The sequence below is a fragment of the Comamonas thiooxydans genome, from assembly GCF_002157685.2.
GTDB lineage: Bacteria > Pseudomonadota > Gammaproteobacteria > Burkholderiales > Burkholderiaceae_C > Comamonas > Comamonas testosteroni_H.
Genome location: NZ_AP026738.1, coordinates 3,279,909 through 3,294,454 on the forward strand (window position 1 = coordinate 3,279,909; position 14,546 = coordinate 3,294,454).

The 14,546-nt window shown below is 59.6% G+C and carries 14 protein-coding genes; 2 read left to right on the top strand and 12 right to left on the bottom strand.

The features are described from left to right. Positions 1-80: 80 nt before the first annotated feature. Entirely contained in the window at positions 81-2,669 is a 2,589-nt protein-coding gene (locus CTR2_RS15155; RefSeq protein ID WP_087083000.1) for an HD domain-containing protein, read from the bottom strand. Positions 2,670-3,176: 507 nt separating this feature from the next. On the opposite strand from CTR2_RS15155, the gene CTR2_RS15160 reads away from it, so the two are divergent. Further along, complete coding sequence (locus CTR2_RS15160) at positions 3,177-3,965, top strand: Rha family transcriptional regulator (protein ID WP_087082998.1); 789 nt, start codon at positions 3,177-3,179, stop codon at positions 3,963-3,965. 59 nt (positions 3,966-4,024) lie between these two features. On the opposite strand, the gene CTR2_RS15165 is transcribed toward CTR2_RS15160, so the two are convergent. Then, the gene (locus CTR2_RS15165; protein WP_087082996.1) at positions 4,025-4,450 is read right to left on the bottom strand and encodes a hypothetical protein; all 426 of its coding nucleotides are present in this window, start codon (positions 4,448-4,450) and stop codon (positions 4,025-4,027) included. Between the two features lie 379 nt (positions 4,451-4,829). Between CTR2_RS15165 and CTR2_RS15170 the strand changes: the two genes are divergently transcribed. Continuing rightward, on the top strand, positions 4,830-5,285 hold the full coding sequence (locus CTR2_RS15170) for a universal stress protein (protein WP_087082994.1): 456 nt from the start codon (positions 4,830-4,832) through the stop codon (positions 5,283-5,285). A gap of 6 nt (positions 5,286-5,291) precedes the next feature. Here the strand turns inward: CTR2_RS15170 and CTR2_RS15175 are convergent, their stop codons facing one another. The 10 genes from CTR2_RS15175 to CTR2_RS15220 form a co-directional block, all read right to left on the bottom strand. Then, positions 5,292-5,444: a hypothetical protein gene (locus CTR2_RS15175; RefSeq protein WP_153260315.1), complete on the bottom strand. Its 153-nt coding sequence runs from the start codon at positions 5,442-5,444 to the stop codon at positions 5,292-5,294. Positions 5,445-5,534: 90 nt separating this feature from the next. Further along, positions 5,535-6,026: a hypothetical protein gene (locus CTR2_RS15180; protein WP_087082993.1), complete on the bottom strand. Its 492-nt coding sequence runs from the start codon at positions 6,024-6,026 to the stop codon at positions 5,535-5,537. Then, complete coding sequence (locus CTR2_RS15185; RefSeq protein ID WP_087082991.1) at positions 6,023-6,493, bottom strand: lysozyme; 471 nt, start codon at positions 6,491-6,493, stop codon at positions 6,023-6,025. The genes CTR2_RS15180 and CTR2_RS15185 overlap by 4 nt, the downstream gene beginning before the upstream one ends. After that, on the bottom strand, positions 6,490-6,729 hold the full coding sequence (locus CTR2_RS15190) for a hypothetical protein (RefSeq protein ID WP_254913315.1): 240 nt from the start codon (positions 6,727-6,729) through the stop codon (positions 6,490-6,492). Before CTR2_RS15190 ends, CTR2_RS15185 begins: the two co-directional genes overlap by 4 nt. A gap of 95 nt (positions 6,730-6,824) precedes the next feature. Continuing rightward, positions 6,825-7,061, bottom strand: coding sequence for a hypothetical protein (locus tag CTR2_RS15195; protein WP_087082989.1), 237 nt, complete (start codon positions 7,059-7,061; stop codon positions 6,825-6,827). After that, a complete protein-coding gene (locus CTR2_RS15200; protein ID WP_087082987.1) occupies positions 7,058-8,884 on the bottom strand; it encodes a hypothetical protein in 1,827 nt (608 codons plus the stop codon). Before CTR2_RS15200 ends, CTR2_RS15195 begins: the two co-directional genes overlap by 4 nt. Positions 8,885-8,888: 4 nt before the next feature. Continuing rightward, the gene (locus CTR2_RS15205; protein ID WP_087082985.1) at positions 8,889-9,287 is read right to left on the bottom strand and encodes a hypothetical protein; all 399 of its coding nucleotides are present in this window, start codon (positions 9,285-9,287) and stop codon (positions 8,889-8,891) included. Further along, a complete protein-coding gene (locus CTR2_RS15210) occupies positions 9,284-9,673 on the bottom strand; it encodes a hypothetical protein (RefSeq protein WP_140401021.1) in 390 nt (129 codons plus the stop codon). The genes CTR2_RS15205 and CTR2_RS15210 overlap by 4 nt, the downstream gene beginning before the upstream one ends. Then, positions 9,670-10,950: a hypothetical protein gene (locus CTR2_RS15215; RefSeq protein ID WP_087082981.1), complete on the bottom strand. Its 1,281-nt coding sequence runs from the start codon at positions 10,948-10,950 to the stop codon at positions 9,670-9,672. Before CTR2_RS15215 ends, CTR2_RS15210 begins: the two co-directional genes overlap by 4 nt. Positions 10,951-10,968: 18 nt before the next feature. Beyond that, the gene (locus CTR2_RS15220) at positions 10,969-14,523 is read right to left on the bottom strand and encodes a hypothetical protein (protein WP_310220658.1); all 3,555 of its coding nucleotides are present in this window, start codon (positions 14,521-14,523) and stop codon (positions 10,969-10,971) included. Positions 14,524-14,546: the final 23 nt, after the last annotated feature.

Sequence of the window (14,546 nt, forward strand, 5' to 3'; positions counted from 1 at the left end):
TACAAAAAATCACCAAGTCAAATACTGAAGTAAAAAGACAATTTAAATATCAAAATTGCCTTTTACCCCAGAAATCTATTTCAATCTATATTAGTTGCGCGTACAGTAGCTAAGGCTACTAGGGAAAAATAAGCTTTGTGCTCTCGCTCAGAAGTACTCCAAACAGCCTTCTTGCCCATCCGTTCAATGGCTCTATGCAAACATCCCGCCAATGAAATATCTTTCCTGGGAATGCCATTATCAAGAGCAAAATTCAACCAATTGGAATTCATTCTTGGAAGGATCAAAGCAACATCTTTAATACCTTCAATTGAATGATGAGTCTCTATATGACCATAGTGGGTAATTAAAAATCCAGTTGGCAATTCAGATGAAATTTGAGCAAGCTTATCAAAACTCATCCAATAATATTTACCGCCAATAGAAACTAGGTTTCTTGCAAAATCGATTGCATCAGCACCATATTGAAAAGAATTTGCGGAAGCGATGTGCCTAGATAAGGCATCACACCCTTTCTTCTCCAAAATAATCAACTGCTCATCCGCCCAGCTCTTGATTACATCTTTTGAAGCTATAGGTTCAGAAACATTTCTACTTGCCTTACCAGGGAAGTTATCAATATATCCAACAATGCTATCCATATGTCTTCTTGTTATATTATCCGACAGCCCATTAACTGCATTCACACCGAGCAGCGCTCTCCCCGCACTCCCTTCAACTGAAATAGCGGCAAATCCAACGACTTCTCCATCTTGTTTTATGAGCCTCATTCTATCCGCGCAAGCATCTATCATTTCCGGCAAAGCCGATTTAATAAATGGATTATCTTGAGAGAATGAAATTTCCTTCAGAATTTTTTTCGCATCAGTTTTCTCATTCAATTTCCGAACATCATCATGGATTTTCTCCACTGCTGAATTATTCAAACAGAAATACAAATCAACATCCAAACCGACACACAAAGCCGAAATAAAATTACTCAGAGATACTGTTGCCTTATCAGACTCAGAATAGGCTGAACCAGCGGTAACCGTAATATCCTCATTAAGGATACCAGGAAGAATATTCAGTTCAATTTGCGTAGAGACCCCAGTTGGCAAAGTACTAGCATCTATCTGCTTGAATAATGGCCTCAATGATAACCCCGTCGGAAAATTCAGAGAATTCTCCGTATTGCGATCAGCTGTCCAGCGTCTGGTGCGGACCTTCACTGAGTGCGCCGCCATAAAAACCGAGAAAAACCCAATACCAAACCGGCCAGATGAGCGGAATTTTGAAGATCTAAGCCCGGGATACTCAGATTGCAATAACGACGATTTCCAAAAGCTAGATCCGAAATCTAGGAATGGGCCAGTCAGCACATTTTTCCCCATCCCCACGCCATCATCACAAACAGAAATCGTCAACGCTGATGAGCCATCTCCGCATACGGATATCTTAATACTCCCTTGATAACCGTCATCTAAAAACCTTCTGGCTACAACCGCATCTCTTGCATTTTGAATCAACTCTCGAATAACCACTTCAAATTTATTACTCTCACCATAAAGCTTATCTCCACCTAGAGTTTTCACCAAATGTTCGATATCACTAACATGCACTTTTGCATCAAATGGAGTCCAACCGCTTACTTTTACAAAGCGCGTTAATTCCTCAATAGATCCTGCCCCTGAAACCCCCTTGATAAAAAACTCAGTAGACTTTGGTCGCCCTCTTAACTTTAAAAGATTATTGCACTGCTGTAATTCATTATCAATTAGTCGGATAGCGTCTAAAGCAACCCACCAAGCAGCAGCTTCCCCTTCACCAAAGGCTTTCGTTGATGTGTATGTAATCAAATGCGCTTCTTTAATATCCGAACTGGGTCCAGCCAACTTATTTTGCGCTTGCCAATGAGCCATTGACAGGCCACTTCTCTTTATCAGGGCATGCAGAAAATCTGGTGCTCTTGCTTGATTAATATGTGCCGCATCAGCACAACGTAATAGACAAGCAATCTTAACTAAATCAACTGACCATGCTCTCGGAAGAAAATCCGGCGCATTCAGCTGGATATCAAGCTTTTCAGCAACATCATCAATATCCCAATGATGACTAGCAGCTACCAGACCTATTGCTTCACCTAGATGCTTCCTAATTCCCTCATCACTGATCAAATAAATTTCAGATCCATCTCCTGGATCCTTCCAAACACTTTGAAGTATGCTTTCAGCTCGTTTCGCGTGCAAATAGCGCAGTGCGGTAAAGTCAGCATTTTTTCCGGCAAGCTCATCATCTACATCCTTATCTCTTGCTTTCTCAGCTGCATAAGCATCTTTCCATTCAATAGTGCTTCTCACTGCTTCTTGCCCCCCTTCATATGCCTCCCAACACATGGCTGAGTCATGAAGAAGAATTGCTCCACCTAAAATAAATGTTTCAAGGGGATTTATTTGATAGTCATCTCCTGCGATCAAGTCTGCCATCGACCATAGTGCATCAAGGTGAGTTACATCATGAACAGTTAATCCTGGCAAAACTGAATATATTCTCTGAACCAAAACTTCCACTTTATTTCTAAAATTCAAAAACTCTGTACTCAAACGATTACATTGGTCTTGAAAAGGCCCAGACGAACTAGAGAATGCATTAGCCCACAATGATGTAGCTTTAATTGTTTCAATCGACATTTTTTATATCCCCAATTACCCAAATATTTTCGGAAACAGTATTAAATTCATTATCAATAATCCTACCTATTAGCACTCCCCTTCATTTAACTCTTTCACCAATATAATATCTCGTTTTATTTAGATATCAAGACTTAAAGATACAATAAAAAATTCATTTATGACAACCGATTTTTCTTTTGTTAAATGCACGCTATGCAAGATTTCATCTTGGACTAGTTCCTCATATCCTGTACACTTTAGGCACCCCGCAAGGGGTGGAGCGTAAGAACTCCTAAGATCACGCGGAAGAACCGCATCCGATAACTGGCGGTTTTTTTGTGCCCGGACATTGCACGTCTGCACTTTTGCAGACGCTTGATTTATGGCCGGGAGGGCGACGGATACAAGACCCGAAAGGGGAAGAAGTCCGCCTAGCGTGATCTAGGTTCTTAACCTCCCGGCCGCCTATTGCAGTGCGTAAGAACGCTGCGATAGGCACTCAAAGTCTCATCACGGAGCGCCACCATGTCCAAGTCCACTCTGGCTATTTCTCCCGCCGTCACTCTCGTTGACGGCAAACCTTGCACCACCAGCAACGAAGTCGCTTCGCACTTCGGCAAGCAGCATCTGCACGTCATGGAGCGCATTCGCGCCCTCACCGCAGACCTGCCGCATGAGCACCAATCGGATTTCCGATTGGTTGATTACACGGATGCAAAAGGCGAGATCCGCCCCGCCTACAGTCTGACCCGCGACGGCTTTACGCTGCTGGCCATGGGCTTTACGGGCAAAAAGGCACTGGCCTTCAAGCTGGCCTATATCGACGCCTTCAACCGCATGGAGGCCGCGCTGCACCAGCCTGCGGACACGCAGCGCATGGAGCTGGCATTTTCTCTGGCCGCGGAGGCCGCGGCGCAGGTGCACCGCACGGTGTTCAATGCGGTGATGGAGGGTGACGCAGACGAGTGGCAGCACAGCCGCTATTTGCTGAACCTGAACTACGACAGCCAGGGCCGCCCCACCCTGCCCCACGCCCAGCCGATTGCAACGGACCAGATGGTGGTGTCCTTCAGCAGCCTGCCGCAGCGCATTGCCGACGGCGAGATCATGGGCGCGACCGATGCGCAGCTGGCCACGCTGGCAACGGCCTGCACCCAGCGGCTGGCCCAACGCGCCCAACACCGCGAAAAGCAGGTGACGCTGCCGATCTACCCCGGTAATTCCCCCGGCCAGCGCTCCGCGTCTGCACCGGCCCTGTCCGCCAAGCAGCCCCCTGCGCCCGATGAAGGCCTGCTGCGCATGACGTTCCGATAGGCTGCTCGGGTCACCCGAAGCGCTTTGCCATGCAAAAAGCCCCTGGCAGGGGCTTTTGTTCAGGCCTCTGGCTTGGAGGGCCAGAACATCTCTCGCACTTCGGGTGCGTAGTACGGCAATGCAAGCACTGCGCCAAACAGCGCAAAGCCCAAACCCGATGTCGCGTTCCCCAAGCCGGACAGCACAATCGGCGGGCTGAAACATGCGACGACTGCAGTCGCAACAGAAGACCACAGGGTAAACCGAGGCGCCCATGCTCTGAACCGCAGCAGCCCGTAAAAGGAAATGAGGCCGAGCACCACGAGCACCGAGAGCGCCAGCAAGAAGATCCAGTCCGTGGGGCCGACCTCTGACTGCATCAAAAGGCTCTGGGAAAGGTCGGTCAGCTCATGGGGCACGAGATCGAAGCCATATTCCGCCAGCATTCCGAGCACGGGGATGCCCAGCGAAGCCATCACCAATGCGCGATACGTCGATTTGCCCATACCCTCTCCAAGTTGCTATGGGCGAATCGTACTACCGCCCTTCCCGCTCCACCCGCTGATAGCGATCCGCACTGCGGGTTGAGGGTGCCCGAGTGACACTGGCGCGGCGCTGGCAAGCGCCCCATAGGCCCGGCATCCCCCGCGCAAGACATGCTGCGCTGACGTTCAGTTAGTCTGCTTTTGATAGCTGCCTGCGCTTGATGGGCAAGCATCAGGGCCGGGTTTCACTGAATTTCAGGCGTTTGCCTGCCCATCAAAAAACCGCCTGAATACCCACTTCGGGGTGTTGCATCAGCCGCCGCAGAGTGTGAGTATGGGTTGTGCAAGCGTTCGGATTGATTGGCAACCCCACAGGCGCTGGCGCGCAAGGAGGCTGAAAATGTTCAAGCACATTCTGATTCCTACGGACGGCTCCAAACTCTCCGAAGCCGCGCTGCGTGCGGGCATGCAGCTGGCCAAGGAACAAGACTCCCTGGTGACGGTGCTGTATGTGATGCCGGACTATGCCGCCTTGATGTACAGCGGCGAGGCGATGATGACTTACAACACCAGCGACCTGAACAAGGACGCCGAGAGAACGGCCGACAAGGTGTTGCAGGCGGTGCAGGACATTGCCAGGGCCGAGGGGGTGGACTGCAAGACTGCACGAGCCATGAATGCATCGGTGCACAAGGCCATCATCCAGCAGGCCGAGCAAAGCCACTGCGACCTGATCTGCATGGCATCGCACGGCCGCAAGGGCATTGCCGGCATTCTGCTTGGCAGCGAAACCCAGCGCGTGCTGGTGAACAGCCACATTCCGGTGCTGGTGCACAGGCCTGTGGTCAAAGAATAAAGCTGCTTACCACCAGCGGATAGCGGCAATCAAGCCACCCAAACCTGCGGCGGTGATGCCCAATGCGGCCAGCACATAGGCCACGGCAATGCGGCGGGCAAAGCGGTCGGCGCCTGCGGCGTCCAATTGTCCTGTTACGGTCATCTTGGTAAACTTCATCTGAGTTCTGATCCTTGGGCCTTCAAGGGTTAGGAAAGAAAGCCTCAGGCGCTCGTAACGTCTGGGGCTTTCGCCTTTTTCGGGGTCTGCTCAATCGGTCGCCAGCAACTGCCGGTCGATCTGCACCTGCCCTTTCAGGGCGTTGACCTGGGCGTCTCTGCGCTCGACCAGTCCGACAAGCTGGCCAACCACGCCCGCGCCTTCTGCAGCAAGGGTTGCGAGTCGCTGGTGCTGATCTGCGAGATCTCGGCAGGCAGCGGCGTCACCGGCAAGCTGGGCGTTGCGGGTGGCAGCGCCCCTGATGTCGTGCTGCAGGCCTGCAATGCGGGCAGCATCAGCAGCGCGGCCAGCCTCCAGGCGGGCCATTTCTTGCGTGTAGTCATGGGTGTTTTCCTGTTGTCCTGCGGCGTGCTGCAGTCGCCCTGCGGTTTTGATTTCCATAGCAGCCTGCGCTTGCTGCGCCTGAGCTACAGCCTGTTTTGACTGAGAAACCTCAACCTTAGCCAACCGCCGGGTCTGCACGGCCAGCAGCAGGGCAAGCGCCAAGGCCAGCCAGGGCCAGATGCGGGACGCGCCGGTCATGCCAGCCCCGCCTCGCACAGCTGACGCTCTGCCGCGCGGCGTTTGACCAGGCCGGGCAACTGCTTGCCGCCGGCGTAGGTCCAGCGGCTCAGTTCAGCGCAGGCGCCGTCGATGTCACCCGCGTTGGCCTTGCGCACCAGGGTGCTGCGGCAGAACGCTTGGTCGCCCACATTGAAGGCAAAGCTCACAAAGGCGGCGCGCTGGCCGTCGGTCAGCGGCACGGTGACGCAGCTCAAGGCGTCGGCATGTTTGGCCAGGTCCTTGTAGAGCATCTCTTCGCACTGCTGGCGGGTGTAGGTCTGGCCCATCTTGAGCTCGGGCCCGGTGTGGCCCGTGCAGGCCGTGATGATGCCTACCGGGTCGCGGTAGCTGCGCAGCACGGTGCCTTCGTACTTTTGCACTAGGGGTATGGCCAGCGCGACCGCTGCGCCGCCAAGGGTGGCAATGAGCTTTTCTTTCCAGTTCATCGGTTTGCCCCTCCCTTGAGGGCCGTCCAGAAAGCAACGCAGGCACCGCCCAGCATGACGATGGCGGCCAAGGGCTTGGCGACCTTGCCCACCCAGTTCAGCACCTTGAATGCGCCCTTCATGGCGGTAAAGAATTCCAGCAGCTCGGCCATCTGCTGGTTGCGCTGGTGCAGTTCCTGTCGCACTTCATGCAAGCCCTGGGTTGCGGCTTTCAGATCTCGTTCGATGGCAGCCATGCGTTCACTCCCCTGGTTAAAGCGTTGTTGACTTGCTGCAGCGTGGTGGCCGGCAGCTCGTTACCGTAGTCGTCCATTCCCCTTCCTTTCTTCTTTCAGACTTCGATCAGCACATAGGGCATGGCGGGCGCGGGGCCGGTGACGGCGCCGCCTTGTACATAGACACGCACGCCGTTGGCCGTGCCCAGCGGGTTGCGCACGCGCAGCAGGCCTGCGGCGCCTTCGAGCGCAACCAGCGCAGTGCCGTCGGCAAACACGGCGCTGACCTGCCCGGTCATGACGGGGTCGTCTGGCAGCAGGGCCTTGAGGCGCTTGTAGAGGTTGGTGCTCATGCGGCAATCCTTTCGACGGTGACCTGCTGGCGCACGCGGGGCATGGAGGCGCTTACGCTGACGCCGCGCACCAGGCCGCGCCAGGTGCCGTCGGTGTCGGCTACCTCGAGCAGCTGGCCGGGGTTCAAGATGCCGGGGTTGGTGCCGCCCGTGAGCACGGGCATGCTGATGCTGTGCTGCAGCTTGTTGCCGCTGGCCGCCAGCGCCCAACTGCCGCGCATACGAGCGGCGTCGGCATGGGTGATGAGGTCGTCCTGAATCTGCGGGGCCAGCTTGTCGCGCGCGCTGAGGCGGCGCACCACATGGCCCAGCACGCCGCCCACGCTGCCGCCGGCGACATAGATGGCGTTGTATTCGGCACGCGGATCGGGGCGCAGCTCGTCGGTGACGATGACGGCCGCAGGCATTTGCACATCGGGCACGGCCGCGCCCCACTCCCACGGCAGCACCGGGTAGCGCGGTGCGACGATGAGCTGCTCTGCCGTGCGATGGCTTCGCACCACGGCATTGACCGAATCGGCCATGCGCAGCACGGCCTGCAGCGGCGTGCCCTGAAAGCTCCAGGCGCCAGCGGGCACCTGCCAGTCGGGGATCTGCCAATCCAGATCCACGCCACTGAACTCCAGCGCGCCCACCGCCAGTTGCTGCGCCGTTGCCACCGAGGTGGAGAGCCAGGCCTGTTTGGGCACATAAGGGTTGCCCAGCATGGCCGTGACGCTGATGCCCTGCACTGCCACGCGGCGCCGGTCAAACGAGCGGCTGCGCGCAGTGCTGGTGACGGCAAAGACAAACTGCATGCCGTCAATGCCGACCTGCAGCCGCTGCGGCAGCCCGCCCACGGGCGCGAGCTGGTCCAGCAGATGCTCGGGGCCGTTGGCGGACAGGCTCCAGCAGTAGCTGTCGTCGTCGGCCGCAATGGTGACGTCAGTGAGCACTACTGGCTCAAGGCTCGGCAGCAAATGCGCCGTGAGATGGTGGACTTGCATATAGACGGGCAGCAGAGGAATGACGAACGGGGGCAGCGGCGCTATGCCGTGCTCACACACAAAAATCAGACGCCCATCACGCGCCGCCAGCGCTTTGAAGAGCAGGCGCGGATCGGGTACATAGCAGCGATCCACGGGCGGTTCGGGATCGACCGGCGGGCCGGGGCGCTTGCTGATGCCTGGTGGCGGCGGCACCGCTTCCTGGTAGCGCACCGCAAAGCCCAGCAGCCACGGCCGCGCCGTCTGGTGGTCTGTCGACACCCCGGCTACCAGCGGCAGTGCGCTCTGCATACCCGAGCGTTGCTCTGCCAACCGATCACGCAGGCCGTCCTGGTGCGGCAGCTCGGATTGCTTTTGCACGGGCTCGCCGCGCTGATGCCGGGCCTGCAGCTGCGGATTGATAGGCCAGCCGGCCTGCGCCTGCACTGCGGCCGATTCATGCAACGGCAGGCCGTCCTGATGGCGCATTGCGATCTGCAGCTTGGCCGGCCGCAGCGTGCCCACCTGCCGGATCTCCGCCGCCTGGGGCCGGGCCTGCGCGGCTTGCCATCGGCCTTGCCAGCCTGCAGGACTGCGCACCGAGCCCTGCATGCGCTCCAGCACCCCAGCCTTGTGCTGCGCGGCAGACTGCCAGTCCCCCCTGCTGGCGGCCACCAGGGGGCGCTCTGTGTTGCTGGCGTATGCGAGATCGCATTGCAGCGTCATGCCGGGCAGTTGCGCGTCGAGCTGCAGCTCCACGCCAGGCGGCTGTACCTCCTGCCCATCGGGAAGGCCGAAGACCAATCGCCCATTGGCAGCGGGCTTGCGCTTGAAGACCAGACGTGCAGAGTCGGCCATCAGATCACCCCAGCACCGCAGAGATCAGGCGCACCGCACCGCCTGCATACAGTTGCAGACTGGGCAGCCGCCAAGGGCCGGCGCCATCGGCCGCCGTGCATTCGCCATCGCATACGACCTCGCCCGCGCCATTGACCAGGCGCGCCCAGCCGGCCACTCCGGTCAGCAGGGCCATGCCGTCGCCCTCGGGCAGCAGGCGCAGCGCATGGCTCACGATCTCGCCGGCGGGCACCTGCAGCGTCACACGCCCGACTAGGCGCGCAGTCGTAGCGGCTTCGGGCGTGCTGGGCAGCAAGCCGTCGTATATCTCAATACACGCGGCGGCCGGACCGGCGTTGATGTCCGCCAGCGTGGCCTGCAGCCTGGCGCTGTTGTGGCGGGCGGAGATGCGCAGCAGGCTCATACCGAGGGCGCCAGGTTGTCGGCCAGCACGGCCCTAAACTTGTGCAGGTGGTCCAACGAGATCACCGTGAAGCGGGCATTCGGGTTGAGCCCGTCAAAGCGATAGGCACCCGTTGCCGCATCGCTGACCGTCTCGGCCACCAGTTGCAGCGTGGGCTCCAGCAGCAGCACCACCCGGCGGGCGAGCGGCAGCGGCGCAGGGTCTGCCTGCTCCTGCTTCTCCACGGTGGATGCAATGAAGCCATTGCCCAGGCCCACTGCGGCGGCCAGCAGCGGCTTGACCAGCAGCACGGATTGCGGGAATGCCTTGGGCACCCCGTTGCTGAAATCCTGCCGCTGCAGCAGCGGCCGCAGCAGCGCCCCCGACAAGGTGACCGGCCCGCTCATCGCCAGTCCTTGGTGATGTCGACGTAGTAGCCGCCCAGGGTGTTGGCACCGGGTGTTTCGGTCGACCCCATTAAACCGCCGCCCGTTGACGCTGGCAGTGGCATCAAGTTGGATCCCGACATGCCGCCCGGCGCCTCTTGCACCGTCGCTGTCATGGCCCAGTTGCTGTCGGCAGGCACCGAGTAAAGTCCCGGCAAGATGGCACGCCCCACAAAGTCTTTGCCATCGACCAGCCCTGAAGGACTGTGCACCGCAATTACGTTTTGTCCCAACACCAGCCCGGAGTCCGCAGGGTTTACCGACGTCATTCCTCCAAACTGATAAATTGCTGTAGCGCCACCGCGCCTGCCACTGGTCGTCCAACCAAACGGCGGGGAGGAGTTATGAGCCATGCAGCCCAGGCCCAAATACCGCATGGGAATGGCCGCACCGTTTTGCGCCAGTCCGCGGGCAATCACCCGCGCCCCCATGGTCATGGCAGACATGCCAGCGCCCGCACTTCCCACCCCGTTCGCGTAGCTACTCATCGTGTCAGTTGTTGGACCTGCTCCCTCCAGCATCGTGGCGAACTGATCGCCTGCGGCCAGGGTATTGAGTTGCATGAAGTGGCTGCTGGCCACGGCAAAGCCATTGGCTACGACATCCACCGCCGAATAAAAGCCCAGCGCATCGCCGGCGATGATCCAGGGGCGTGCCGCCGTGCCCGATACGGCATTGGCCTTGGGCCACCAGGTCGTGCCCAGCGTCACATAGTTGCCGATATCGGTCACATCGCACACCAGCCGCGCTTGCGTCAGTGCTTTGTTGCTGCCGATGTTCCAGCCCGTGACGGTGTTGCTGTCATCTACGAACAGGCTCACGGCATTGCGGCGGGAGTCCTTGCTGCGGTAGATGCGCTGGTTCGCTGACGTAGCCGTGATCTCGAAGCCCAGGGGCGCGACTTTTGTTTCTCCACCGTTGTAGGTGCCGTTGGGCACGCCGGTCACTTCAAATGTGTAGCTTGCGCCGCTGACTCCGATCACACGGTGCTCGCCGTTTAAAGCTGCGTGGGCCGCACCGGTGTTGAGCGCAACTTGCCACTTGCGAAACTTGTGGCCCAGGGCCGTGGTCGCCACGGCCATGCCATCCGTCACGACGATCTGGCTGATTGTGGCTGCACCATAGCCGTTGACCAGCACGGCATCGAGCAGCGCCACATAGGCGCCGGCATCGGCATACAGCGCGGGCGCACCGGCCATATCGCTGCTAAAAAACTTGCTTTGCGTTCCGTAAGGCATGAGGTCTCTCCAGAATGGTTAAGGCTTGGGGTTGTCCACGTCGCCACGGCCGAGCAGCGTGAAGGTGTCGTCGGGCACCGTCTCGGGACCGGGCTGCACGGTGCGGGCCACCCAGAACGGCATGCCGGCCTCCACGGTGTTCAAGCGCAGCACATTGCCTGCGGCCCAGTTATTGCCCCAGCCTTTCCAGGGCAGCACGAAGTACGGAACGCCCTCGGCCGGGTTGATCGGCTGGCAGTCGGCATCGGTGTTGCCCACGGCAATCACCCCGACGTTCTCGCCAATGACGTCAAACTGCGTGGGCGAGGTAAAGCGCAAGGCCCAGCGCTGGGTGATCGCTCCCCGGTTGGTGACCACTATCGGAAACTGCGCATGGTTGAACGAGGCCAGCGCTTCATTGCCCGTCACCACATCGGCCCACAGTCCCGTCCAGGTCTGCTGGTCAAACACCGTATTGGCACGGGCAAACAGGTCGCTGGCCACGCCCGAGCCGGCCGTCAGCGCACTTGAGACATAGCTGCCCAGCGGGTAGTCGTGCGACAGCGGGCTGGCAAAGCTGATCTCGCCACTGATCTGCACATCGCGCACCACGGCCATGTCCTCGATGCGGTGCTCGATGGTGACGGGCTGCGCCCAGGCGGCCACATCCACGATGTGCACCAGGCCGGCTTCCAGGTTGGCGGTATAGCCGCCATGGATGACCTTGCCATCGGCGCCCACCAGGCGAACACGGGACAGTCGCACACGGCCGCAGTCCACGGTCTGGTCGTTGCTGAAGGTGGCCGTGATCGAGCCCGTATGGCCCACCACAGCCACACCGCCTGGCCGAAAGATCGGCACTCGGCCGTCGCTGGGCAGGCGCACCGGGTCGATACCCAGCAGATCCGCATCCAGCGGCAGATAGCTATAGGCCACGGCGGCGTAGCGCAAGGCGCTGGCGACCACCGGCTGGGGTTTGAAGATCTTGCCGTCCGGCTGCACATTGGCCGGGTCATACCAGGGCTCACCCGCGCTGCCCGCCGCGTTGACCAGGGAGCCGAAACCCAGGCGCACCAGGCCGGTCTCATAGTCGACAGTGCCGACGACACCGGGCGCCGAGATCGTGCCGTCGATACCAGCGGTCACGTTCTGCATGCCACCCGAGACGCGAGGCACCTGCACCGTGAGCGAGCCAGGGCGCAGCGGGCTCGATGCGGTGCGAAACACGTAGGCGCTGGAGATGGCATCGCCCAGCGTCGTGATGCAGCTGACCCGGCGCAGGGTGTTGGCATTGCCCGGTGTCCAGGAGGTGAGCGCCACCCTTGCCGTTGCATAGTTGAGCGTGCCGCGTGTCACAAAGCCCGCCGGCGTCAGCACGCGCAGCGTCCCCTGCCCGTCATCGCTCCAGGGTTGCCCACTGGCAGGCAACAGGACCACGGAGCCCGGCACCATGGGCGCCTGCACTCCGGTGATCAGTGCGAATTCGGGCGCGAACGGCACCTGCAGGGTCTGGCGCGTGGGCGATCCGGTCGTGCGAAACCGGATCTTGACGTAGCCGCTCTCATCGTTCGGAAATATCGAAGGAGCGCTGACATACTCGATGCCCTCATAGTTCAGGCGGTAGCGCGCAGCGTCGCCGGAGAACCCGCCGCCGCTGATCTGCGTGGAGGAGTAGCGGGGCTTGGGAATGCGGATCGAGACATCCGGCTGAAACTCGATACTGCCGGCCGCATAGTCCACCGTACCGATCTGAGCGCCCCCCAGCACCAGCTTGCCCTGGCCGTCGTCACGCGCAATCTGCGTGGGATCGACCAGGCTGACGCCCATCTCCGTGAGCTGCTCCCGGGTATATGTGCCCAGCACGGACTGATCCGTGAGCGTATTCCACTCGACCTCGACCGCAAACGGCACGAGGGAGCCCTGCCCTGCCGCCACCACCAGGCGACCCTGTCCGTTGCGCGATGGGTGGGCAAGATTGACTTCCTGGGCCGCAGCCGTATCGACCGTCACGTCCAGCACGGTGCCGATAGGCGGCATCAGCTTGGGAGCAAACAGCACTTCGGAGCGGCCCACCCGCACCTCGCCCGTGGCGTCGCCTTGCAGCTGCCAGGCGGCATTGGCCGTAGCCGTGCGCTGGGTCTGGCCGTCCATCCATGTGATGTCGAAGGCGCCGGGGTACAGCGCCTGCCCCGCGGGCAGCGGCAGGGCAATCGTCTGACTGATCAGCAGGTCTGCCGCAGGGTGCACGGTCTCCTGGGTCGGCACGCCCCACTGGATGATGATGGAGCTACCCACATCCGGCAGCGCACCCAGGGTGATCACATAGGAGCCAGTGACAGAGTTATAGGTACCTGCGCCATAGCTGGAGTCGATACCGCGCAGGGAGCCGTCGCCAGCATCCGACAGCACATACCAACGGCCCTGGGCACGGTAGCTGAAAGACAGCGTGCCACGTGCAGCCACAGGCGTGATAAAGCCCACATAGGACTGGCTGCGAGACTCTGCCGTGATGGCGATCTCGCTGGACTGCGGCACGCGCTGCATATAGGCAGCCGGGCGGTAGCTGATGGTCTTGCTGCCGGCGTAGTTGCCCGAGCTGCTGGCCACGATACCGTTGGCATAGTCCACCGTGCCCACCTGCTGGGAGCCCGACAGCAGAATGCCAGCCTCGTCCGTGAACTGCGCGCCGGAGCCGATACGGATCTTGAGCGAGCCCGGCAGGCAGCCGCCCGGCAGGGCCAGGTTCGTGGCGCTGTCCCAGGCCTGGGTCGTCACGAACGTGACCTCTTCAGCACCAGAGGCCGGCAGTGCGGCCACGGCATAGGGAACACCTGCCGGGATCGGTGTCTCCGTCTGTGCCGATGGCACCAGCTGGGTGAAGACGCTCTGGGCGACAGCGGTGAAATCCCCCAGCGCGGCAGCCCGGGCCAGTGGGCTGACGCTCACGTAGCTGCCGGCATCGGCCACGACCGTGTCCCGAATCCGGGCCGCATTGCTTGCGTGCGTGAAAAACCGCGAAGCAGACGAGCCGATGAAATCGGTGCGCAGCTTGTCGCTCAACTCCATCGTCACGATGGCGGCCTGATAGTCCGTGCCGTTGGCGTCGGTGAAGGTGCGCACTACCGAACTCACGCGAGTGGCGCGCACATACTGCTCGATCTGATTGGCGGCGCCTTCGTTTTGCACGATGACCAGGGTCTGGCCCACGGCGGGCAGCGCCTCGGCGATACGCTGGAAAATCTGGATGACACGCTGACCCGCAATATGGCCCTCGTAGAGGTAACCAGGCCACTCCGGCCCCTTGTTCAGATAGGCCTCGACACGCTGAATGGCGTCCTTGCGAGTGTCGAAAGCCTGCCCGGTACGAAACAGGGTGACGCTGATACGCGGGTCTTCAGGCGGGTCGGCCACGATGACGTTGGCGCCAAAGTAAGTGTCGGTATCGTCCGTGCGCACGCCCAGCGTCACTTTGCGTGCGCTGAAACGGCCGATGGCGCGGTCCAGTTGCGAGATGTCGGGAAATATCGCATTACTCACACCATCGGGAATAGCTTCGCCAGTCGGGGCACCACCGCCCTCGGGCGCATCGCTCATGACGGCGGACTTGAGCAGCTTTA